19 protein-coding genes and 2 pseudogenes are annotated in these 20,734 nt (G+C 60.3%); 13 read left to right on the forward strand and 8 right to left on the reverse strand.

Annotated elements, in window-relative coordinates; all coding sequences use genetic code 11:
* The first annotated feature begins 402 nt into the window (after positions 1-402).
* From J2Y41_RS20865 to J2Y41_RS20895, 7 genes and pseudogenes are all read left to right on the forward strand, one after another.
* Positions 403-2,019, forward strand: coding sequence for a thiamine pyrophosphate-binding protein (locus tag J2Y41_RS20865; protein ID WP_309931390.1), 1,617 nt, complete (start codon positions 403-405; stop codon positions 2,017-2,019).
* A gap of 109 nt (positions 2,020-2,128) precedes the next feature.
* Positions 2,129-3,169, forward strand: a complete 1,041-nt coding sequence (locus J2Y41_RS20870) for a Glu/Leu/Phe/Val dehydrogenase dimerization domain-containing protein (protein ID WP_309931393.1) — start codon at positions 2,129-2,131, stop codon at positions 3,167-3,169.
* Positions 3,170-3,300: 131 nt separating this feature from the next.
* Positions 3,301-4,131: an ABC transporter substrate-binding protein gene (locus tag J2Y41_RS20875; RefSeq protein ID WP_309931395.1), complete on the forward strand. Its 831-nt coding sequence runs from the start codon at positions 3,301-3,303 to the stop codon at positions 4,129-4,131.
* A 72-nt stretch (positions 4,132-4,203) separates the two neighbouring features.
* On the forward strand, positions 4,204-4,962 hold the full coding sequence (locus tag J2Y41_RS20880) for an amino acid ABC transporter permease (protein WP_309931397.1): 759 nt from the start codon (positions 4,204-4,206) through the stop codon (positions 4,960-4,962).
* Positions 4,963-5,008: 46 nt separating this feature from the next.
* Positions 5,009-5,743: an amino acid ABC transporter ATP-binding protein gene (locus J2Y41_RS20885; protein ID WP_396133575.1), complete on the forward strand. Its 735-nt coding sequence runs from the start codon at positions 5,009-5,011 to the stop codon at positions 5,741-5,743.
* A gap of 401 nt (positions 5,744-6,144) precedes the next feature.
* Complete coding sequence (locus J2Y41_RS20890) at positions 6,145-6,405, forward strand: hypothetical protein (RefSeq protein ID WP_309931399.1); 261 nt, start codon at positions 6,145-6,147, stop codon at positions 6,403-6,405.
* Positions 6,406-6,476: 71 nt separating this feature from the next.
* A pseudogene (locus J2Y41_RS20895) lies at positions 6,477-6,942 on the forward strand (universal stress protein).
* A 165-nt stretch (positions 6,943-7,107) separates the two neighbouring features.
* On the opposite strand, the gene J2Y41_RS20900 reads toward J2Y41_RS20895, so the two are convergent.
* From J2Y41_RS20900 to J2Y41_RS20920, 5 genes are read right to left on the reverse strand one after another with little or no spacing between them, the layout of a single operon-like run.
* Positions 7,108-7,581, reverse strand: a complete 474-nt coding sequence (locus J2Y41_RS20900; RefSeq protein WP_309931401.1) for a hypothetical protein — start codon at positions 7,579-7,581, stop codon at positions 7,108-7,110.
* A 23-nt stretch (positions 7,582-7,604) separates the two neighbouring features.
* The gene (locus J2Y41_RS20905; RefSeq protein ID WP_309931403.1) at positions 7,605-7,862 is read right to left on the reverse strand and encodes an FAD-dependent monooxygenase; all 258 of its coding nucleotides are present in this window, start codon (positions 7,860-7,862) and stop codon (positions 7,605-7,607) included.
* Positions 7,859-8,458 (reverse strand): flavin reductase family protein, encoded by a 600-nt coding sequence (locus tag J2Y41_RS20910; RefSeq protein WP_309931405.1) that lies wholly within the window; start codon positions 8,456-8,458, stop codon positions 7,859-7,861. The genes J2Y41_RS20905 and J2Y41_RS20910 overlap by 4 nt, the downstream gene beginning before the upstream one ends.
* Positions 8,455-9,423, reverse strand: a complete 969-nt coding sequence (locus J2Y41_RS20915; RefSeq protein ID WP_309931406.1) for a nuclear transport factor 2 family protein — start codon at positions 9,421-9,423, stop codon at positions 8,455-8,457. Before J2Y41_RS20915 ends, J2Y41_RS20910 begins: the two co-directional genes overlap by 4 nt.
* A 10-nt stretch (positions 9,424-9,433) precedes the next feature.
* Positions 9,434-10,444 (reverse strand): LLM class oxidoreductase, encoded by a 1,011-nt coding sequence (locus J2Y41_RS20920; RefSeq protein WP_309931408.1) that lies wholly within the window; start codon positions 10,442-10,444, stop codon positions 9,434-9,436.
* 63 nt (positions 10,445-10,507) lie between these two features.
* Between J2Y41_RS20920 and J2Y41_RS20925 the strand changes: the two genes are divergently transcribed.
* From J2Y41_RS20925 to J2Y41_RS20945, 5 genes and pseudogenes are all read left to right on the forward strand, one after another.
* On the forward strand, positions 10,508-10,867 hold the full coding sequence (locus J2Y41_RS20925; protein WP_309931410.1) for a MerR family transcriptional regulator: 360 nt from the start codon (positions 10,508-10,510) through the stop codon (positions 10,865-10,867).
* Positions 10,868-11,047: 180 nt separating this feature from the next.
* The gene (locus tag J2Y41_RS20930; protein ID WP_309931412.1) at positions 11,048-12,238 is read left to right on the forward strand and encodes an FAD-dependent monooxygenase; all 1,191 of its coding nucleotides are present in this window, start codon (positions 11,048-11,050) and stop codon (positions 12,236-12,238) included.
* Positions 12,239-12,308: 70 nt separating this feature from the next.
* On the forward strand, positions 12,309-13,343 hold the full coding sequence (locus J2Y41_RS20935; RefSeq protein WP_309931415.1) for an alcohol dehydrogenase catalytic domain-containing protein: 1,035 nt from the start codon (positions 12,309-12,311) through the stop codon (positions 13,341-13,343).
* Complete coding sequence (locus J2Y41_RS20940) at positions 13,340-13,777, forward strand: hypothetical protein (protein ID WP_309931417.1); 438 nt, start codon at positions 13,340-13,342, stop codon at positions 13,775-13,777. Before J2Y41_RS20935 ends, J2Y41_RS20940 begins: the two co-directional genes overlap by 4 nt.
* Before the next feature lie 76 nt (positions 13,778-13,853).
* A pseudogene (locus J2Y41_RS20945) lies at positions 13,854-15,444 on the forward strand (thiamine pyrophosphate-dependent enzyme).
* A 25-nt stretch (positions 15,445-15,469) separates the two neighbouring features.
* On the opposite strand, the gene J2Y41_RS20950 reads toward J2Y41_RS20945, so the two are convergent.
* Positions 15,470-15,694, reverse strand: a complete 225-nt coding sequence (locus tag J2Y41_RS20950; protein WP_309931418.1) for a hypothetical protein — start codon at positions 15,692-15,694, stop codon at positions 15,470-15,472.
* Between the two features lie 710 nt (positions 15,695-16,404).
* On the opposite strand from J2Y41_RS20950, the gene J2Y41_RS20955 reads away from it, so the two are divergent.
* The gene (locus J2Y41_RS20955) at positions 16,405-18,258 is read left to right on the forward strand and encodes a GAF domain-containing protein (protein ID WP_309931420.1); all 1,854 of its coding nucleotides are present in this window, start codon (positions 16,405-16,407) and stop codon (positions 18,256-18,258) included.
* A gap of 130 nt (positions 18,259-18,388) precedes the next feature.
* Here the strand turns inward: J2Y41_RS20955 and J2Y41_RS20960 are convergent, their stop codons facing one another.
* Both J2Y41_RS20960 and J2Y41_RS20965 read right to left on the reverse strand, forming a co-directional pair.
* Positions 18,389-19,297, reverse strand: a complete 909-nt coding sequence (locus J2Y41_RS20960; RefSeq protein WP_309931423.1) for an EthD domain-containing protein — start codon at positions 19,295-19,297, stop codon at positions 18,389-18,391.
* 82 nt (positions 19,298-19,379) lie between these two features.
* Positions 19,380-20,672, reverse strand: a complete 1,293-nt coding sequence (locus J2Y41_RS20965) for a substrate-binding domain-containing protein (protein WP_309931425.1) — start codon at positions 20,670-20,672, stop codon at positions 19,380-19,382.
* Between the last annotated feature and the right edge of the window lie 62 nt (positions 20,673-20,734).

Raw genomic sequence — 20,734 nt, forward strand, 5'->3', positions numbered from 1 at the left:
GCCCATGTCCCCCCAGGTTGTACTCCTCCCGGGCGCAGGCTCTGAAGCCACTGCGCTGGCCTGGGGGCGGGTGTGCCTTGGCTGGCGTGCCGACACCTCCTTAACGATTTCTGCCTCGAGTACGAGCGCTGGTGAAGCAGCGGCACTCAAACATGAGAAGCAATAGCCGTTAAATGCGACGTTCTCACGTAATCTGCGCGCTAAAAGATCGCTAGATGAGTAGATTTTCCCTAGTTGGCACGCAATGGGCATTGCGCAACCCGTTGGTTTCACCTAGGCTGACACCCAACCCAGAGCGTGACGAAGCTCTCACCGCGACTTCTCGTAAGGGGCACGGGCGGTTCCTGTCCAACCCACTGCTCAGCAGAACGCTCACGTCTGCACAATGAATCGAGGGAATGAATGAAGTTGTACGAGGCGATGGCATCCATGATCGCCAAGCTGGACAGCGAAGTGCTGTTCGGTTTGATGGGAGACGCCAACCTGCACATGATTTGTGACTACCGCAAAGCGGGCGGAAGGTACATCCGCACTGTGCATGAGGCAGGTGCAGTGTCAATGGCAGATGCATACCACCGCAGCAGTGGCCGCACCGGACTTGCGACCATCACCCACGGGCCGGGCCTTACCAACGCTATGACGGCCCTGACTGAAGCCGCACGCGCCCGCAGCGAGGTCCTCGTCATCTCAGGATCAACCCCAGCAGAACCGACCAACCCGCAAAGAATTGACCTGGCGCAGATAGCCGCAACAGCCGGCGCGCTTTACGAGCGCGCCTACAAGCCGGAAACCATCGGGCGGGATCTGACCAGGGCCCTTCAGCGCATGAAGACATCGCGACTTCCCGTTCTGTTCGACGTCCCCTCCGACTTCCAGTCGTGGGAACTTGAAACCCCCCAGATAGCGCACATGCCGCACGCACAAAGGCCCCGTAGGCCGTTCGCGGCAGAAGTTGTGCCGGCATTGGAGCTCATTCTCGCCTCGGAACGCCCCATCATCATCGCCGGCCGTGGTGCAGTCGTCGCCGAGGCGGAAGAGGAGTTGGCCCAACTGGCCGAACAAACCGGCGCCCTTCTGGGCACGACTATCGCTGGCAAGGAACTGTTCCGCTCAAATGCTCGATCTATAGGCATCGTGGGTGGCCTATCCGACGAACGCGCCGCGGCAATCCTCTCTGACTCCGACTGCCTCATCGCCTTCGGAGCAGCACTGAACAACTGGACCTCTTTCGACGGCACCATCACGCAGGGCAAACGGGTCGTCCAGATTGACCAAGACGGAGCCGCAATCAGCGCCTACACACCCGTTGACTGCGGCGTTGTCGGGGACGTACGGGCCGTGGCGGCGACCATGAACGAGATATTGTCCGGGAACATGGAACCTGAGAGGTCGGCTTGGCTAGATCGGATGACTCCCGCAACATCGACGGCAGCAGCAAGTTCTTTCACGCCAGCGGTCACGAGCCCCGGAACAGTTGACATCAGGGAAGCAGCAACGGCGCTCAACAAGGTATTGCCAGCGGATATTGCCTTCGTGTCCGACGTTGGCCGGTTCAACGTCGGCACATGGCCGTATCTGCACGCCGCCTCGCCGGAAGCGTTGCTCACCATGAACTATTTTGCCTCCCTTGGCTTGGGCATCAGCGGAGCAGCCGGCATATCGGCTGCACGGCCAGGAAAGCCGACTCTCCTCGCCGTCGGCGACGGCGGTCTCATGATGGGCGTCGGCGAGCTCGCCACCCTTGTCCGCGAGTCGTTCCCTGTCATCGTGACTGCCTGGAACGACGATTCATATGGCTTCGAACACTTTAGGTTGGAGCGTTACGGCTTCGACGCTGATTACTCCAGCAACGACTTTTCAGACCTTGCTGCCCTGGCGGCAGGCATGGGCATGCGCGCGCGCACTATCCGCTCAATTGAAGACATCGAACAGGCAGCAGAACTCTGGACGAACGGCCTGACCGGCCCGGTATTCCTCGACATCAAAATCGACCCGCACCACAACCTCATCCACTGGTAAGAGACCTACGGGCTGAACTCGCATCCAATCTGAGCCCACCAGGGCGCGAACCGCACCCCAACCGCCACAACGCCGTGGTGGTGCAATCACAACCTCAAAAGGACAAGAAATGCTGCTTGAACGAATGACTCACGAAGGCTTCGAAAAGGTCGTCTTCTGCACCGACCCCGACTCGGGGCTCCGCGCCATTGTCGCTATCCACTCAACCGTCCTCGGACCTGCAGGCGGAGGAGTACGGATGTACCCCTATGCCTCCGAAGAAGAGGCCCTCAATGACGTCATGCGTCTCGCGCGGGGCATGACCTATAAAAACGCGGCCGCAGGGCTAGCCCTCGGGGGAGGCAAATCGGTCATCATCGGGGATCCAACCAGCGAATCCAAGGAAAAGATCATTCGTGCCATGGGCCGCAAGATCCAGAGCCTCCGCGGAGAATACCTGGCAGGTTTCGACATCGGAACCACTCTCAACGACATGGAAATCCTTCTCGAAGAAACCGACTTCGTCCTGACACGGCCACAACGCATTGGTGGAGGCGGTGACGTTTCGGGGGGCACGGCACTTGGCGTCGTGGAAGCCATGCGCGCAGCCATTGAACACGAGGGCTTCGAGGACTTCAACAACCTAAAGGTTGCAGTTCAGGGCCTGGGCGCCGTCGGGGCCAAGGTCGCTCAAATGCTTGTCGAGCGCGGCGCCACAGTCATCGCCACTGATGTTCGCCCCCAGATGGCAGAATTCGCCTCATCCATTGGCGCCAAGTGGGTCGACGCCGAAGATATCCTCTCCCAGGACGTCGACGTCTTCTGCCCCTGCGCGCGCGGCGGAATCATCGACGACTTCGCCATTGCAACCCTGAAGGCCAGGATCGTTGTAGGTGCAGCCAACAACATCCTGCTTGAACCCTCACATGGGCCAGCCCTGGATGCCCGCGGCATCACGTACGTACCGGACTTCATCGCTAACGCAGGCGGCATCATCTGCGATGCCGACTCCCGCCAGGAAGGCGGATTCAACCTTGAGCGCGCAGAACAAAGTGTCCGCGGAATCTACGGACGTGTGCACGAGTGCCTCAAACGCGCCAAGGCAACAGGTACCACAGCCCAAGACGTGGCCCATGCCATGGCTGAAGAACGTCTGACAAAACATCCCTAACGCGCGACTGCAATACACCGGTCCGCGTGGACCATCGGCCCCGCGGACTACCAGCTCAACCAGTGCCCAGTACACCGAAGTACCCGGCACCCCCATCAGCAGGACATCTGCACTACACACAGGAGACAAAGTTGAAATTCATCATGCGGACCTTGGCTTTCACTGGAGCACTGGCACTCGCAGCTTCCATGAGCGCCTGCGCGTCGTCTGCGAGCACAGCAACCGGCGCGACCGACAACCCTTACAACTTGAAGCAGCCCGGAACAATCCAAGTCGTGATCAACTCGGATGCTAAACCGTTCACCTACATGGACAACGGCAAGCCAGCCGGCTTTGATAAAGAACTTCTCGACCACATCGCGAACGACCTGAATTTGAAGGTTACCTACACCGGACAGGAATTCTCAGCGATCCTCCCGGCGCTGGGACAGGGGCGGTACGACATGGGAGCCGCTGGTATCTCGATCACAGATGAGCGGAAGAAGACGGTGGACTTTTCCGATGGATACTTCGTCGCCCGCTATGCGGTGCTTAACAAGAAGGGCAGCGGTATCACCAGCGACAAGGATTCCTTGAAGGGCAAGAGGATCGCAGTCACTCAGGGTTCCTACCAGGAGACCTTGGCTACCAAGAATTTCACCGAATCGTCGTTGGTGAAATTCACGGACAACACCGTGGGGCTCCTCGCTGTCAAGAACGGAACTGCTGACGCTCTATTTACTGATCTGCCTATCGCGGCAGGCTACGTCCAGGAGAACCCCGATGTTCCCTTCGAGACCACTTACGAGATCGCAGCGGACGATGCTCCCATTGGCTATGCCATCAAGAAGGGCAACACCAAGTTGACCGATGCCCTCAACACCGGCGTCAAAAAGGCGATTGAGGACGGTACGTACAAGGCCATCTACGAGAAGTACTTCGCGGGGATCAAACTCCCGGCGGAGTACCAGCCGAAAAAGTAAGCGCAAAACGTTGATACGTCGTTCTTTCATCATCGTCCCTGCAAGCGACGTTCCACCCCATAAGGAAGCGTCATGAATGACTTCATAAGTTCCTTTTTCAACATCGAGCTCATGCTGCAGGTGCTGCCCAACATCCTCACCTATGGGCTCGTCAACACGCTCATCATCTCCCTGTCGGCCACCGCGCTGGGTATTCTCATCGGGCTGATCATTGCGGTTATGGCCGTAAGCGGGAACAGGGTTGCTGGCTGGTTTGCCCGCGTCTACACCGATATCCTCCGCGGTCTGCCGGCCATCCTCACTATCCTCCTTATAGGCTCTGCCTTGGCACAGCCGTTATATGGGGTCACGGGGGGAAATCCCTACCTATTGGCCATCATCGCGCTTAGCCTCATCTCCGGGGCCTACATCGGCGAGATCTTCCGCGCTTCGATCCAATCGATCGATAAAGGACAGATGGAAGCAAGCCGAGCACTGGGAATGTCTTACGGCCCCTCCATGCGTCTCGTCGTCGTTCCCCAAGCGGTCCGTCAAGTTCTTCCCTCACTGATGAACCAGTTCATCGGTGTGGTCAAGGACAGTTCGCTGGTCTACGTCCTCGGTCTCTTGGCAGAACAGCGCGACCTGTTCCGCATTGGTCAGGACGCTTCAATTAATTTCGGCAACCTCTCTCCCTTGGTCGTCGCCGGATGCTTCTATCTCGTCATCACGATTCCCCTCACGCATGTAGTGAACCTGGTTGACCGCAAGATGCGTGTCGGGAAGAAAGTCCGGGTCGCCCTCGACCCTGCAAAAGAACTGACCACCGGTCCCAGCCCGATAAAGAGGTAGCAGTAAAGTGTCAACAGAAACCACCTATCCAGCGGGTGCCGCCGAGATAACCAAGGATGACGTAGCCCTGGAACTTCAAGGTGTTCGAAAGCGCTTCGGGGACCTAGAGGTACTGCATGGAGTAGACCTGCAAATCCGCAAGGGCGAAACCGTCTGCATCATTGGACCCTCTGGCAGCGGAAAATCCACGGTCCTCAGATGCATGAACCGGCTGGAGGAAATCACCGACGGCTCCGTAATTCTCAACGGCGAGGACGTTTCCCACGGTTCCGTCGACCGTCTGCGCCAGCGCGTAGGGATGGTATTCCAGCACTTCAATCTTTTTCCACATAAAACAGTCCTGGAGAACATCACCTTGCCACTTCGCCAGGTGCGCAAACTCAGCAAGGACGAGGCAAAGAGCATTGCCTTGGACAGGCTCGGGGAGGTCGGGCTGAAGGAAAAAGCGGATTTCCGTCCTGCCAGCCTCTCAGGCGGACAAAAGCAGCGCGTCGCCATTGCCCGTGCGCTGGCGATGGAGCCCGAAGTCATGCTCTTTGATGAAGCCACGAGCGCACTGGACCCGGAGCTGGTCAAAGGCGTTCTCGACTTGATGGCTGCCTTGGCCAGGTCAGGTATGACGATGGTTGTGGTGACGCACGAAATGGGCTTCGCCCGTAATGTGGCGGACCGCGTCATCTTTATGGACAAGGGTGCGGTGGTAGAAACCGGATCACCGGAGGAACTCTTCGACAAACCCAAGACGGAGCGCCTCGGCCAGTTCCTTAGTCAAGTGCTCTAGGACACGACAGCGAGCCTCTTGTTGTTGAATGCTCTTCGCGATGACAAGAGGCTCGCAACGTTTTCAGCCTCTAAATTCTCCAGGTAACAGGAGTGTCGCATTGTTCAATCACGTCCACTTCCTCTTCCGGTTGTCGAATTCCAGAAGTTCAAGGGCAAAAGGATCCTCACCAGTCCACGAGCCGAAACAGCGAGAAACATCCTGGTTCGCGCACCTTCTAAGCAAGTGTGCCGGTCCGGATACCTTCATACCCACATCGGCAGAGTGGTTCACCGCCGGGCAAATTCATGGGATTGTCCACCCGGTCGGGGCTAGGGATATTGCAACTGCCATGCGGATCCACTCATGCCACTCTAAAACCGGCCCATCCTACATCCCCTGACTAAAGGAAACACCGTTCCATGAATGCCGTTCCAGCACCAGCGCGGCTGACAGTCCACGCCGACTCGAAAGCAGACCTAGACCTCCAACTCGACAAATCTATCGCCAGCCTGCGGGAAACGGCGATGATCCATCGGGACAGAGGAATCATGGTTACTCGCCATGCTCCCGGGAAATTTACTCTTGAGCTCCATCCCAAGGTTCCCTTTGGCTTAACTCTGGAGATGGATGCGTTCATAAAAACGAATTCCACAGCGTACGAAGCTCTTCCGGAAACCTGAGCCGGGACGAAGCAGGGAACAAGGATCCAGCATAGCGTTCAAACCGCCGCATTATGCAAAGGAGCAAAGATATGAGCGGAACCATTCTCGTAGGCGTAGACGGTAGCAAGACGGCAAGGAGGGCGGCCGAATCGGCGCGAGATATCGCTGCGGCCTCAAGGCCTGCCTTCATGTCGTCACATCCTTCGACGCAGACCGCACGCAAGTAGTAGGAATAGGCGGCGACGAATGGTTTGTCTCTAACGCCGAGTCTGCCGAGCCGGTTGCCCGAACTGTCGCTGAATCCTTAGGACACCTAATTACAGTGACCTATTCAGCTGCTCGCGGCACACCGGCAGACGCCTTAACGGGGAGGCCATCAAAAGGAACGCAAGCATCATTGTGGTCGGAAATCGTAGAATGAAGGGCCTCGGCCGAGTATTGGGCAGCGTCGCAAACAGCGTGCCACATAATGCGCCGTGTGGCGTCTACATCGCCAATACCTACGATGCAGACCAATTTTCGGTACACGCCCATGGCAACTGGCTGTTCCAATGAACCACACCCAACCCTGACTTCAACGCGATCTTGTATTAGAAGCAATAGTCACTTTTCAGCTTGACGAATGGCCCGGCAACGGCGTTGGATTTCGTGTTCCGACCGGGCTTAGCTGCAGGCGTAGCAAGACCGCAACACACTCTAGCGACGTTCGCCGACAAGGGCTCAGACACTGTATGGGGCGAACGTGGTGTACCTCTTGCCGGACCTGCCTGCGAGAAGGCGCGTCAGCTGCGGTTCGGGGCCGTTCATGTACCAGACCCAGTTGACGCGCCTTTTTCCTGCTTCGAGTTCGCCGTTGGGCCCAGGGACGAGGTAGCTCAGGAATTGCAGTCCATTGGCCCCATAGAAGGTGAACCGTCCGGACAGCAGCTCGACCAAGTGCCGGCGAACCGTTCCTTCCGGCTCCAGCCCACGCCATGCCACGTATCCGGCGTAGAAGGCCCTGCCCGCGCTGAGATCGGTGAGGTTCCGCGTCGCGGAGCCGATACCGTCAGCACCAATCAGGAAGTCCCCGCCGGCCGTATGCCCGTCTTCAAATTCCGCCACGACGTGGTTCCCGTCCGTGTGGACTTGCTGCAGCTTGCTGTTGAGCCGGTAGGTGTCTGCGGGCAGGTGTTCCAGGAGCGTGCGGTACAAGGTGTCCCACGAGGGGTCTTGAGCTATGGAGCGAAGTAGCTTGTTGCTTTGCCGTTGCGGTGCAGTTGTTGGCGTTCGAGGAGTTCCACGCTGACCTGTTCGGCGGTGAGGCCGAGACGCCGGAGCAGTTCCTCCACTTCGTGCTGCATGACTTTTCCGGCGCCGCGGGCTTCCATGGTGCCTGGCGAGCGTTCAAACACTCTTGCATCCAGCCCGGCCCAGCGGAGTTCGTGGGCTGTGGCCAGCCCTGCGACGAATCCACCAATAATCACGGCGTTCATGCGCTCTCCCTTGTCCATGATGGTTTCGTTCCCAGGCGATTCAGCCGTCCGGAGCTGCGGCTCGGGCGTGGAGTGTTTGCTGTCCGCGGGGCCGGTTCGAGGTGCCGGAACCCGCTGCGGTGGAAGACGAGCGGCTCCCCCGCCCGGTCGTCGACCTTTGCGTCCAGAACAGTGGCCACCACGATGTCGTGGTCCCCTCCGGGATAGACAGCAGCGATCTCGCAGTCGAACCACGCGAGGGCCCCTTGGATCTCAGGGTGTCCTGTGGCAGATGCGCCGGCAAGTTCTACGCCGGCGAACTTGTCGCGGCTCCTCGTGCCAAAGGCAACGGCCAGCTCCGCCTGATCCTGGGCCAGAACGCTGACGGCGAAGCCGCCCTCTGCTTTGATGGCTCGCCAGCTACCCGACGTCGATGCCACTGACAACTGAACCAACGGTGGGTTCAGTGACAAGGAAACGAAGGATTGCAAGGTCAGGCCCACCGGACCATCCGCCGTAGTCGCAGCTGCGACAACGACGCCGGTGGGGAAGGTTCCAGCCGTACGTTTCATGGCGTCTGTGGTCAATTTGCTTGCCACGGCCGCGGGGAGATTCACTGGTTGACCTCCGCAGGCCCCTCGTCGAGGTTGATCCAACCGGGGAAATACTGCAGCCATTCGAATTTCCACAGGCCGTCGATATCCAAGCGGAGACTGCTCTCGTAGCGGGCGCCGAAGACCCGTGCGTCCAGCGTCTCCAGCGTGGGCATGAAGGGGACGATCCGGTGGATCTGCATGGTTGCCCGGTCGCCGTAGACGTCAACGACGAAATCGGAGGCCGCATGCTGCATGAAGGGCTGGCCGTTGCGTAGATCCTTGAGCTTGCCCACGATTTCCCGTTGACCTGTCATGGGTCCAAAAGGCACCATGTCGGCCTTTGCATCGTCGGCGAAGGCGGACGCGAGGAGGCCGAAATCGGCTTGGTCAAGTCCCCACGCGTAGCGCACATAGGCTTCGGCGACCAATTGCTCGGTCGCTTTACCCTGATCCGGCCGCGGCACCGTCCGCCACGGGGCGTCTAGTTCACTGACAATCAAGGTGCTGGCGGTCCCGCGGCCAGCCGCGGAGTCCAGGGTCCACCCGGGGACGTGGTCTGGATCGCCATAGTGCCAGTCGAGCTGGAACCTGATTGTGGCCAGGCGCCAACCGCTGGCCATCCTTTCGGACGTGGTGACGTAGTGTCCGCCGAAGAGGAAAGCATGGAGCCCGCCAGTAATCGTCGGCGTGCCCACCGTCCCCAAAAGGTAGGCGCTGTGGGATGCCCGGCCACCGTCAATGGCCACGTAGTGATTGACCAGCCTGTACCTCACCAGCTTTTCCGAGAAAGACATCTGCCTGAGCAAGGTGGCCACGTTCTGGGCGCCACAGGCCTCGCCGAGGTGGCTGAGGAAGGCTTGGGCTTGAGGAACGAAAGCATCCGCCAGGCCCTTCGAGTCCCCCTGCTCGAGTGCCGTATGGATGTTGGCGAATAACGACAAGGCTGCCGCATAGTCAGCGCCTGTTGATTCGACTTCGTTGGCCATCGCCGTCATGCTACCTGCCCTCCGCCACGTGGTTGCCTGCGGGGAAGTGCGGCAGAATGTGCTCACCAAATTCAGCCATCACATCCGCCACGGGTCGGCGGCTGTGCTTGAAGTTGATCATGAGCTGATCCACACCGATTTTCTCCCATGCCTTGAGGTACTGCAGCAGCGGCTCCCTGCCCAGGGAGAGACCTTGGTGGATGGCACGGGGCATGGCGTTAGGGTTCTCGGACAGGTCAATGTAGGTGGCTTGGTTGAACGGTTTGTAGCCGGCCTCCCCTCGCTGTGCGCTCAGCCTGCGCCAGAGCTGGATGTTCAGGTCTTGCTGATCGAGGGGAAGCGTGTAGAAGAGCCACCCGTCGGCGTTGGCAGCGATCCATTCCAGTTCCTGGCGTCCGCGGCCGGTCATGAACACCGGCAGCCGCCCGTGTGTCGGCTTCGGCAGCAGGTCCGTCCCGCGCATGGTCCCCAGCGAGGAATCAAGGTTGGGGAAGCGGTTCTCTGTTACCTGGCGGATTACGCTCAGGGATTCCCGGAAGCGTTCGCCACGGGATTCATGTTCGACCCCGTAAGCGGGGAATTCCACGGCCCGGTCGCCGGTGGCCACGCCCAGCAGCAATCGTCCGCCGGAGAGGTGGTCGATGCTGGACGCCGCCTTTGCGGTGTCCAGGGGGTGGCGCAGCGGGAGGACAACGCTGGAGGTGCCCAGGCTTATGGTTTCCGTCTTGGCGGCGAGGTATCCAAGGTAGGACCACGTATCGAAGACCTGGCCGGTGTCGCCGAAGCTGGGATCCAGGAGCGGGACGTCCCTGACCCAGACAGTTGAGAAGCCGGCGCGCTCTGCCTGCTGGATCAATCCAACATGGTTGTCCATGCCCGGCACGGGTCCGTCGAAGCCTTCGAGGGGAGAGATGACTCCAATGGTCATTCCGTTGGCCCGGTAGGCGCCGGACAAGCCTGGATGGTCCGCCCAAGGGAGGGGGTTTTTCACTTGCACATCGATGGTTGTTGTTTCAATCATGGGTCCACCGTAAGCTTTCACATTGACGTTAAGGTCAAGCTTGCTGAGGGAAGGTTCGTCATATTGCGCATTGGAGAACTTGCTGCCAAGTCCGGGGTCAGCACCCGCCAGCTCCGCTACTACGAGGAGCAGGACCTGCTCCACCCCATCCGTTCCTCGAACAACTACCGCGAATTCGCGCCGGAGTCCCTTGAGCTCGTGCAGCAAATCCGAGGGCTTCTGGACGCCGGCCTTCCCACGCGGTTGATCCGAATACTTCTGCCGTGTGTCCAAGGCCCGGACGCCGAACTGCCGGCTCAGGTCAATGGCGAGATGGAGCAGTTGCTGCGGGGAGAGATTTCCAACCTCCAGGCGCGCATTGAGTTCCTGACCCACAGCCGCGAACAGATCGAGTGCTATCTAGGAAGGGTCGCGCACCCGTAGGGCGTCAGGGCCTCACTATCCATCGTGCCACCTCACACGCAGGATGCTATGTGCCGGCAAACACTCAAAATAGAGGTTTTATGGTTTGCGGCACCTTTGCCCTCAGTGGTGCTCCCAGCACACTGGATGTAGTGATTGCGGTCACCAATGACGCAACAGATTGGCAAAGGAGCTATCAGTATGACTACCCACAGTGGCAAGCGCGCGCTGATCTTAGGCGGGTCCATTGGCGGACTCACCGCAGGCCTGCTTCTGAAGGATCTGGGATTTGATGTCTCGATCTTCGAGCGGACATTCACCGAGCTGGGAAACCGGGGCGGCGGCATTGTCCTCCAGCCCGACACCCTGCGCTGGTTCCGGGAACGCAGCAGCATTACCCCGGAGGCTGTGAGTACTTCCACCCAGTTCCTGCGTTACATCGGTGAGGGCAACAAAGTGCTCTTCGAGGAGCAGGCAGAGTGGCATTACAGCTCCTGGTCCGTCATGTACAACTCGCTTCTTTCGGACTTCGGCCGCGAAAACTACGTGCTTGGCGAATACGCCGTCGGCTTCGACCAGGACGCCGAAGGCGTCGACGTCCGCTTTGTTAGCGGCCGTACCGAACGCGCCGATCTTGCGGTCTTCGCGGACGGCATCACCTCCGTAGGGCGCAAGCGCCTCTACCCGGAAGCCGGCCTCTCATACTCCGGTTACATTGGCTGGCGCGGGACTGTGCTGGAGAGCGAGGTCTCCCCAGAAACGGCCGAACTGCTTGGAAGCTCGTTGACATACTCGATCGGACCCAACACGCAAATCTGCATGTACCCCATCCCTGGCCCGGACAACGGCTTCGAGGTTGGCAAGCGCCTGCTCAACTACGTTTGGTACCGCAACGTCGCTGAAGGACCGGAACTCGAAGAGATTCTGACCGACAAGCGCGGCTTCACCGGCCCGGTCTCCGTCCACCCCGGCCAAGTACAGGACCGCTTCATCACGGAAATGAAGCACGCCGCGAAAGAACTCCTAGCCCCGGCCGCAGCCGAACTCGTCAACCTCACCGCCGAGCCCTACATCCAGCCTGTGCTCGACGTACGGACCCCACGCATGGTCGAGGGACGCGTAGCACTGATCGGAGACGCCGCCTTCGCCGCCCGCCCGCACGCGGCAGCAGCGGCGGCAAAGGCTGCGGCGGATGCATGGGCACTAGCCGCAGCCCTGGAAGAAAACGACAGCGTCACCACCGCACTGGCCAAGTGGGAACCCGGCCAGCTCCATGTCGGCAACAACCTCATCGACCGCGTGACCATCATGGGCGCCCGCTCCCAGTTCCACAACACCTGGACTCCCGGGGATCCGGACCTCCGCTTCGGTCTCTACGGCCCCGGCCAGTAGCACTGGCAAGCAATACTCCCGTGCGGGCACCGGCGCGGCACGGGTAACACAACAACCTGAAAGGAAAGCCATGAAGGCTCTCGTTTATGACGGTCCCGGACAAATCGAGTGGCGCAACCACCCGGATCCCAAAATCCAGGAAGACACCGATCTCATTCTGAAGGTCACCGCAACCACCATCTGCGGCTCGGACACCCACATTATCAAAGGCGGCGTCCCCGACACCCCCTTCGGCACAGTCCTCGGCCATGAAGGCGTGGGCGTCGTGGAGGAAGTCGGCTCGGCAGTCCACAACGTCAAACCCGGCGATCGTGTCCTGGCCACTTGCGTCTCGGCCTGTGGCTCGTGCCGTTTCTGCACGGTCGGCATGTACGGGCAGTGCTTGGTTTCGGGCGGCTGGGCCCTCGGCCACCTCGTCGATGGCCTCCAGGCCGAATACGGACGCATCCCGTTCGCGCAAAACAGCGTCTACAAGATCCCGGACGAACTCAGCGACGAACAGGTCATATTCCTCACCGACATCCTCGCCACCGGTTACGAAGTGGGTGTGCTCCGCGGACAGGTAAAGCCAGGCGACACCATCGTCATCGTCGGCGCAGGCCCTGTGGGCCTGTCGACCGTCCTGACGTCGCAGCTGTACTCTCCCGCCAACATCGTGGTGGTTGACCTCGTCGAAAACCGGCGCCGGACTGCTCTGCAGATGGGTGCCACGCACGCCGTCGGCCCGGACGAAGTCCACGACCTGGTCGCCGAACTGACGGGCGGCCTGGGTGCCGACGTCACCATTGAAGCAGCTGGCTTCCCGAAACCATTCGAACTGGCCGCGGCCCTGGTCCGTCCCGGCGGACACATCGCCAACATTGGTGTTCACGAGGAACCGGCTACCCTGCACCTGGAAACCCTGTGGGCCAAGCAGATCACGCTCACTACTGGCATCCCGTCCGCTCTGAGTGTCCCGAGCCTCATGAAGGCCATCGCTGCGGGCACCTTCGACCCCACCTCCCTGATCACCCACCGTCTGAAACTCTCGGACATGGAAAAGGGATATGACATCTTCAAGAACGCAGCCGATACCGACGCCCTGAAAGTGGTGCTGAGCGCATGACCGAAACCCGATTCCTTTCCGACTTGCCCCTCGCAGGAGAACTCATCGGCACCAACTTTGAAGGTTGGTCCGAGGAACTCAAACGCGAATTCGAAGAGCACGCCTTCGACGGCGCAGTGGGTTCCAAGCTCCTCAGCGAAAACGACCGCGTCCGGGTCTGGGAAATCCGGCTCGCCCCGGGAGAGCGCTGGCACGCCCACCGCCACGTGCTGGACTACTTCTGGACCGCTGTCAACGCCGGCCGCAGCCGTCAGCACACCTTTGACGGCACTACAAGGGACGTCACCTATCAGCCGGGCGAAACCCGTCACTTCCACTTCGCCGCAGGAGAGTACCTCCTCCACGACATCGAAAACATTGGTGAAAATGAAATCATCTTCACCACGGTCGAGCACTTGAACTCGGACAACGCGCCCTTGCCGCTGAGCGACTAGCAACAACACATAGAAAGGCTCCGGGCATTTCCTTGATGGAGAGCCCGGAGCCTTTCACGTTGCTCCCCTAGGGTTCCTGCGTGCGGACGGGGTCAAGAGGGTCCACATTGTGCCCGGCGAAAGCTATCTCGATGTCCTCGACGGGCTCCACGACGCCGACATCCAGACCATCGCCTGCCGCCATGAAGACGGCGCGAGCTACATGGCCGAAGCTGACGGAAAGATGAACCAGGTCCCCGGGGTCGCCATGGTCACCCGCGGACCGGGAGCGGCCAACGCCCATGTTGGCCTGCACACCGTTTGGCAGGACTCCACACCCATGGTCCTATTCGTCGGTCTCATTCCCTTTGCTCACCGGGATCGCGAGGCCTTCCAGGAATTCGACATCAAAGCCTGGTTCGATACCGGCGCCAAACGCGTCATGGTCCTGGACCATGCGGACAGGGCGTCCGAAATAGTAGCCGAAGCAATGTTCGCCGCGATGAGTGGCAGATCGGGTCCCGTCGTCGGTCTGCCCGAGGACGTGATCCAGCAGTTGGTTCCTAGTGAACTGCACCCGCCCATTCCAGTGGCACCGGAGGCATGACCGGCACCGACCTGATCGCGTTGTCCGAGGCGCTGGAAGCGTCCAGGAAACCGCTGTTCGTCACCGGCGGCAACGATTGGTCCACCGCGGGCGCTGAAGGACTGACCCGGTGGTTGGAACGCCACCACATTCCAGCCGCCGCCGAGTGGCGGACCGAGGGCACTGTTCCGTTCAGTTCCCCTTCCTACGTGGGCCCGATCGGGTACGGAAGGCCACGGCCCACGTACGACCTGTTGGAAGCAACAGACCTGCTGGTGTTCGTCGGCACCGTGCCGGGCGATGTCATCACTGACGGGTTCCTGTACCGCCAGGACTGGACCAGGAAAACTTCCTTGTCACCATCGACCCTTCCTTGAGGGGCCGGTCGGGCCCGGTGACGGACCAGATCCTGGCCAAGCCCGACGCCTTCGTCAGGGACCTCGCTGCCTTGACCCTCCCGGTAAAGCCCGAATGGCAGGCATGGACCCAGCGCATGCGCGCCGAACAGGAGATCTTCGCTGCTCTCCCGGCCTCCCGCCCTGTCGGTGGAAAGGCCCGAATGGACACCCTCATGGCCAGCTTGGTTCCCCAGCTGCCCGACGACGCCATGGTCACTTTCGGCGCCGGAGACCACACCAACTGGGCCCACCGGTACTTCCCCACCGAGTCCTACGCCGCCATGATCAGCGCCCGAAACGGATCAATGGGCTATTCCATCCCGTCAGCTGTGGCCGCCTCACTGGCTTATCCGGGCAGGACGGTAGTGACGATTGCCGGCGACGGCGAATTCCTCATGAACGGCCTAGAACTCGCTACAGCAGCACAGCACGGGGCAACTCCCCTGGTCATTGTCATGGACAACCAGTAGTACGGAACCATCCGCACTCACCAGGAAAAGCACTATCCCATGCGTATCTCCGGAACTCAACTGAAGAACCCGGCCTTCGCGCTGATGGCCGAAGCTTTTGGCGGCTTCGGCGTTAACGCCAAAGCCGATGTCGACGTTCCCGCTGCCGTCGACGCCGCTCTGGCGGCCATTCGCGAACGTGGCACCTTCGCGCTCATCCACTTGGTTGCCGACCAACGCAGCAAAGCCTACTGAGCACCGGACGCCCAAAATAGCGCCATCAACCGACGAGGCGCAGCCTTCGTGCGAAAGGGCACGAACGCTGCTCCTCTTTGATGTTGTCGGCACCAACACCGGCCAGCTCATTGGCCACTTCCAGGATCACGTCAAAGTTGAGGCCCAGGATCAGGACGCCGGTTGCCGGGGCACGGAGCAATCGCGGAGCGGCAGCGAAGGCGGAGGAAAACGAACGTAAAGTGCGATGGCGGTGACGTCGGCTATGCATGTTGTTTTCCAAAGCGGAAACCGCATCATCCACCAACGCAGGCCGTGTTCTCTCCCAGGATTTCCCGGCCACCGGACAAGAATGATCCGGGGCGGGCCCTGCATGATGAGTTCACTGACCGCAAAGGATGAAGTAGGCAAAGCTGCCGCAGACTGCGGTGGTGATAAACATCGAGGGACCCCGCGGCTGCCAACCGTCCGCCGCCTCCCAGAGGCAGGCCAGTACCGATGGCAACACCATCATCAGGAGAGCTGGCGGGGTCAAAGGCCGTTCTTGGAACCTGCCTGTTCCCCGGGGAGCCCCTTTGCCGCCGACTCGTTGCCGAGTTCCTGTACTTCATCAACTGACAGGTCTTCCCAACAGGGGGCCAAAGAATGTGCTTGCAGACGTGCTCCATGACTGAATGGATGGTAGTCCACGGACAACGTCCACAGGTTACGGTCGGCCGTCGCTCACGGGACGCCTTGCAGCGCAGACCCGATGGCGGAGAAGTCCGCCTTGCCCCTTGTTGACGGCCGGACAGCGGGACAGTGATCGTCATTACTAGGTGCCGAGTGCGGCACCCCGCAAGTAGGTGCCATGGAACATAGAACAATCTTAGGCTGTGGCTCGGAGCACATTGCCGAATGGTGGTTCAGTGAGGGAAGGTTGAGAATCCAACCGACCTGGAAACAGGGTGAATATGGTGCGAAAAGTGGAAAAATTGGAGAGTGAAAGTGAGAACGGATCGGTTGGCTGAGCAGCTGCAGGGTTGGCTGCAGTCAGTCAAGGACATCGGCTCCGCTGTTAACCAGGGCGTCTCCCTGGACGCCCTGCTCAAGGTCATTGCCGAGACAGCCTGCAGGCTGATGTCCTACGATTTCTGCGGGATTACTCTCCCTGATCCGGAAAATCGGGTGCTGCTGATCAAGGGCTCCTTTGGCCTGTCGGATGAATACGTCCAGGATGTCAACGCGACCCATCCCATTCGGTTGCACGGGGTTTCCAACCCTGCACCATCAAGCCAGGCCTTCACCCTCGGCGTCGCTGTGCAAGTAGCCGACACCCGGACGAACCCGTCGTTCGGGCCGTGGGGTGGCGTAGCCAAGGACCAGGGATTTATTTCCATGATCGCTGTACCCCTGAATACGGCAACAGAGACTCTCGGAACCCTGAACTGCTATACGCGGATTGCGCACAACTTCACCAAAGAAGAAGAGTCCCTCCTGACCATGCTTGCCGATCAGGCGGCCATCGCCATCACCACGGCCCGGCTTAAGTCCGATCAGGCCCGAACCATCGAACACCTCAATGTCACCAACGCGACACTGGAGGAGCAGTACGACCTTCAACGGCAAGGCGCCGAGGTCCACCAACGCCTGACTGCCCTGGCCTTGGAAGGCGGGGGCGTTCCGGCGGTAGCGTCAGCCCTTGCCGAACTTCTGTCACGTCCGGTGACCGTAAGGGGCGGAAACGGCGCCCTCCTGTGCAACGCCGTCTTCGGCGGCGACGTACTCCCCACCCAACTGACCAGGGAAAGTACCTACCAACATACTGAACCGGATGCCAAGGGTCCCCAGTTTCCTTTGCTCGCCCAAACCCAGGTGCTCTCAGACAACGGCAACCCTCTCCCTGTCTTGCGGGCACCGGTCATGATTAAGGACGAGGTCGTGGCGTGGATCTGGACCACGGGCCGGTTCGAGTCAATCTCGGCGTTGGATCGACGGACTATTGAGCACGCCGCGACCGTTATGGCTTTGGAGCTCCTTCGGAGCCGAACAGCCGCAGAAGCGGCGTGGCGGCATTCGGGAGAGATTCTCTCCGGGTTGCTCAGCGGAGCCGTCCGCGGGTCCACAGCACTGATCAATCAGGCGGCAAGCCTCGGGCACGACCTGTCGCAGGCGCATGCGGTCATTGTCTCCCGTTATGAAAGCACCAACCAAGGACCGTTGCAGTACCGTCTGGCCTCGACCTTTATGCGGCTCAGCGAAAATGCCACGCCCAAGCCATTGCTTGGAATGCACGAGGGCTATGTTGTGGCTCTCTGGCCTCTCAGTGGCCAACCGCTTGAGAGCGCCAGGGCCGTCAGCGAGGACATCCGGCGCAGCCTCACTGGCAATGCAGCCACGTCCAGGTCCGCCACTTCCGTGATCACGGGACCTGTGAACAGTCCTGCCGACTACCCGGAGTCCTTCGCGATCGCCCGCGGTGCCGTCGAACTTGCAGGCATTAGGGACCTGCCCACACGAACCCTCGTCCTGTCGGATCTCGGCATGTCGGGGCTTTTCCTCCAAATACCGGACAGCGCACGCCTGAAGTGGTACTGCGAACAGGCGCTGGGCCCGCTTCGGGCCTATGACCACGCCCAGGGCACCGCGCTCTTGCCGACGCTGGCTGCTCTGATCAAGAATGACCTGAACGCCAAAGTGACCGCCGAGGAGTTGTTCATCCATAAGAACACTGTCGACCAGCGACGCCGTCGCATCGAGGACTTGCTCGGAGTTCAGCTGACCAGTATTGCCGCATTGACCCACATCAGCACCGCGCTAAGCATCGACGCAGTCATCAATGCAAGGGCAACCTAGGACCCAGCCGCCATGGACGCGGCCCCGGTACAGGCCGTCACAACGATCAACGAGAACGGGGCCCTCTCTCCACGCGCGGGCCCCTTCCTGAGATGGTGGTGTCCGTATCTGACAAAGGTGACAGAGTTCTTCAGGCAGGCGCAAAAACTGCAGTATGCCGTGCCAGAAGCAGCTCCGAGACTGCTTTGTCCGTTTGGTTCGCGGCACCAATGGACGCGATTTGCGCGGCCATCTGGGGCGTGCGCAGGCCGGCAACCGTAATCTTCCCGTGGTTGTACACCGTATAGGTCCGCAGGGCACGGGTCGGGAATACGTTGCGGCAGGCACTACCGAGAAGGTCCGCCACGCGGGTGCTGTCCGCCGAGTTGGCGTAGCCACGCCGCGCCATCGCGTCGGCGAAGGCAATTTCCAGGCTCCCCTGCACTTGGTTGGAATCGGGTTCGTGGTTGCTCACATTTGGTGCGGACAGGGTGACGGCGTCATTGTCGTAATGCTCCGGAAGGCGGTACCGAACCTTCGCCACATCCGAATTTCCCGCAAGGACATCGGCGGCGTCCTTGATGGTCCGGCGGAATGACTCGATGTCCTGACCCGCATGCCTGAGGTATAGGAAGTACTTTTCCGAGATACCGAGGTCGCCGTTGGGTGAATGGTCGGGGGTTCGGTCCACAACGGTCTTCGTGTTTTGCCCTGTTGCCTGATAGGAGATGGTCTTCTGGAAGACGTTCTGCTCGTCCTCCATCAACGGTGCAAGCGCGTCCGCGAAGGATTCCAACGCATCATCCGTGGCGAAGGTGATCTCCGCATCGCCGTAGAAACCGGGAAATGGTGCGGAGGCTTCGACGAGTTGGGATAGGCCTGGGAACAGGAGTCCGGATTCGGTGTCCAGATGGTGTTGGAAGTACTGGTGGATGCCGGGCAGCCGGGAGGAAATCTGAGTGTGGGCTCCGGACCAGTAGTCGTAGAAGAGTTGGCGGTCAACTCCGTGCCGGGGCCACAACAGATTCATCATGGCCACGTGTATACGGTCATCAGTCATGTCTTCTCCGGTTCTTCATCGACAAAAAGTTACGGATGTGGGCCGGGGAAGGGGAATCGTGCCCTTTCCCCGGCCCGTTGAATCAGCCCTTGGCGCAGCCTTCGACGCCTTCGGGCAGAGTTGCTTTCTGCCAGCCGTCCGGGCAGGCTTCCCGCGTCACGTAGCGACGGGAAGCGTCCTGCTCGTACTTTTGCAGGTCCTGCGCGGTGAACGGCGCGGCCGTCATGCCGGCCGAGGGGTTGCCGCTCTTGGATGCGCTGAGCGAGGATTCGGGCAGCATGACGTTGAAGATGTCCGCGGTTTCCTCATCGCCCACGGTTCCTGGCTTGAATACGTTGCAGCCTTCTGTGTAAGTGTCCTGCTCGCACACCTTGACGTTTTCGGACGTCACGATCTTGTAAGGAACCTCGATGTCCATCGGGATGCCCTCAGCTCCCTTGAGCAGCACAGCCAAGGCAACCTTCATGGCGATTCCACCTTGGGCTGGCGGTGAGCCAATGCTGACGCCAGGCCAGCCGGCGAGCAACTGCTCCCGGAAGTACTGCGAGGTTTCCCCGCTGACCGGGATCTTCTTGCCGGCCGCAGTCAGCGCCTTGACGCAGCCGGATTCACCATAGCCGCAGAAGATTCCGTCCACGTTTGGGAACGAACCGAGGGACTTTGAAGTCTCCTTCTGCTGCTGGGCGCTGTCCCATTTCCCCTCGTATTCGGTGAGGATCTTCACCTCCGGGGTCTTCTTCAGCGCCGCCAGAGCAGAATTGTAGTGCACATTGTCAGTCGAGGTGCCAACCACGCCGTGGGAGACGAAAATGTTCCCCTTCCCGCCGAGCAATTTTGTTAGTGTCTCCATGGCGTTATAGCCCATGAAGGGCGACTTGGCGCCGTCCGGGACGCTGGTGATGTAGGAGACGTTGTACACGCAGGGTTCGGTGACTGTGGCGTCGTAGGAAACCACGGTCACGCCTTGGCTGCACGCGTCCCGGTACGCCGAGTTGATGGCAGTGGGCGAGAGCGGGTAGGTAACGATTGCGTCGGCGCCCGCTGCGACCATGGACTGGATCTGGGAAATCTGGGCCTGGGGATCTGGCTGGGTCATTTCCTTGCGGACTTCGACGCAGCTGTTGTACGGACTCAGTTGTGCTACAGAGTTGCCCAGGTTGGCTGCTTCTTCCTGCCAGGCGTTGCCGATGTTCAGCGCTGACATGTAGACGACGTACTTCTCGCCGCCTGCCCGTGGAGCTTTGCCACCACTGGGGACGCATGCTGAGGCGCTGCCCTCCGAGCTTCCGCTGGCGCCGCCGGAACAGCCTCCGAGTAACAGGCCGAGGGCGGCTATGACAGCCACTGCCCCAAGCCTGCGGGTGGATTTGCGCATTCTTGTTCCTTTCCTGGCTTCATCCTTGAAGCCCTTTTGCCTTCTCTGAAGAACGCCGACGG

It is taken from the genome of Arthrobacter sp. 1088 (assembly GCF_031455315.1).
Classification (GTDB): domain Bacteria; phylum Actinomycetota; class Actinomycetes; order Actinomycetales; family Micrococcaceae; genus Arthrobacter.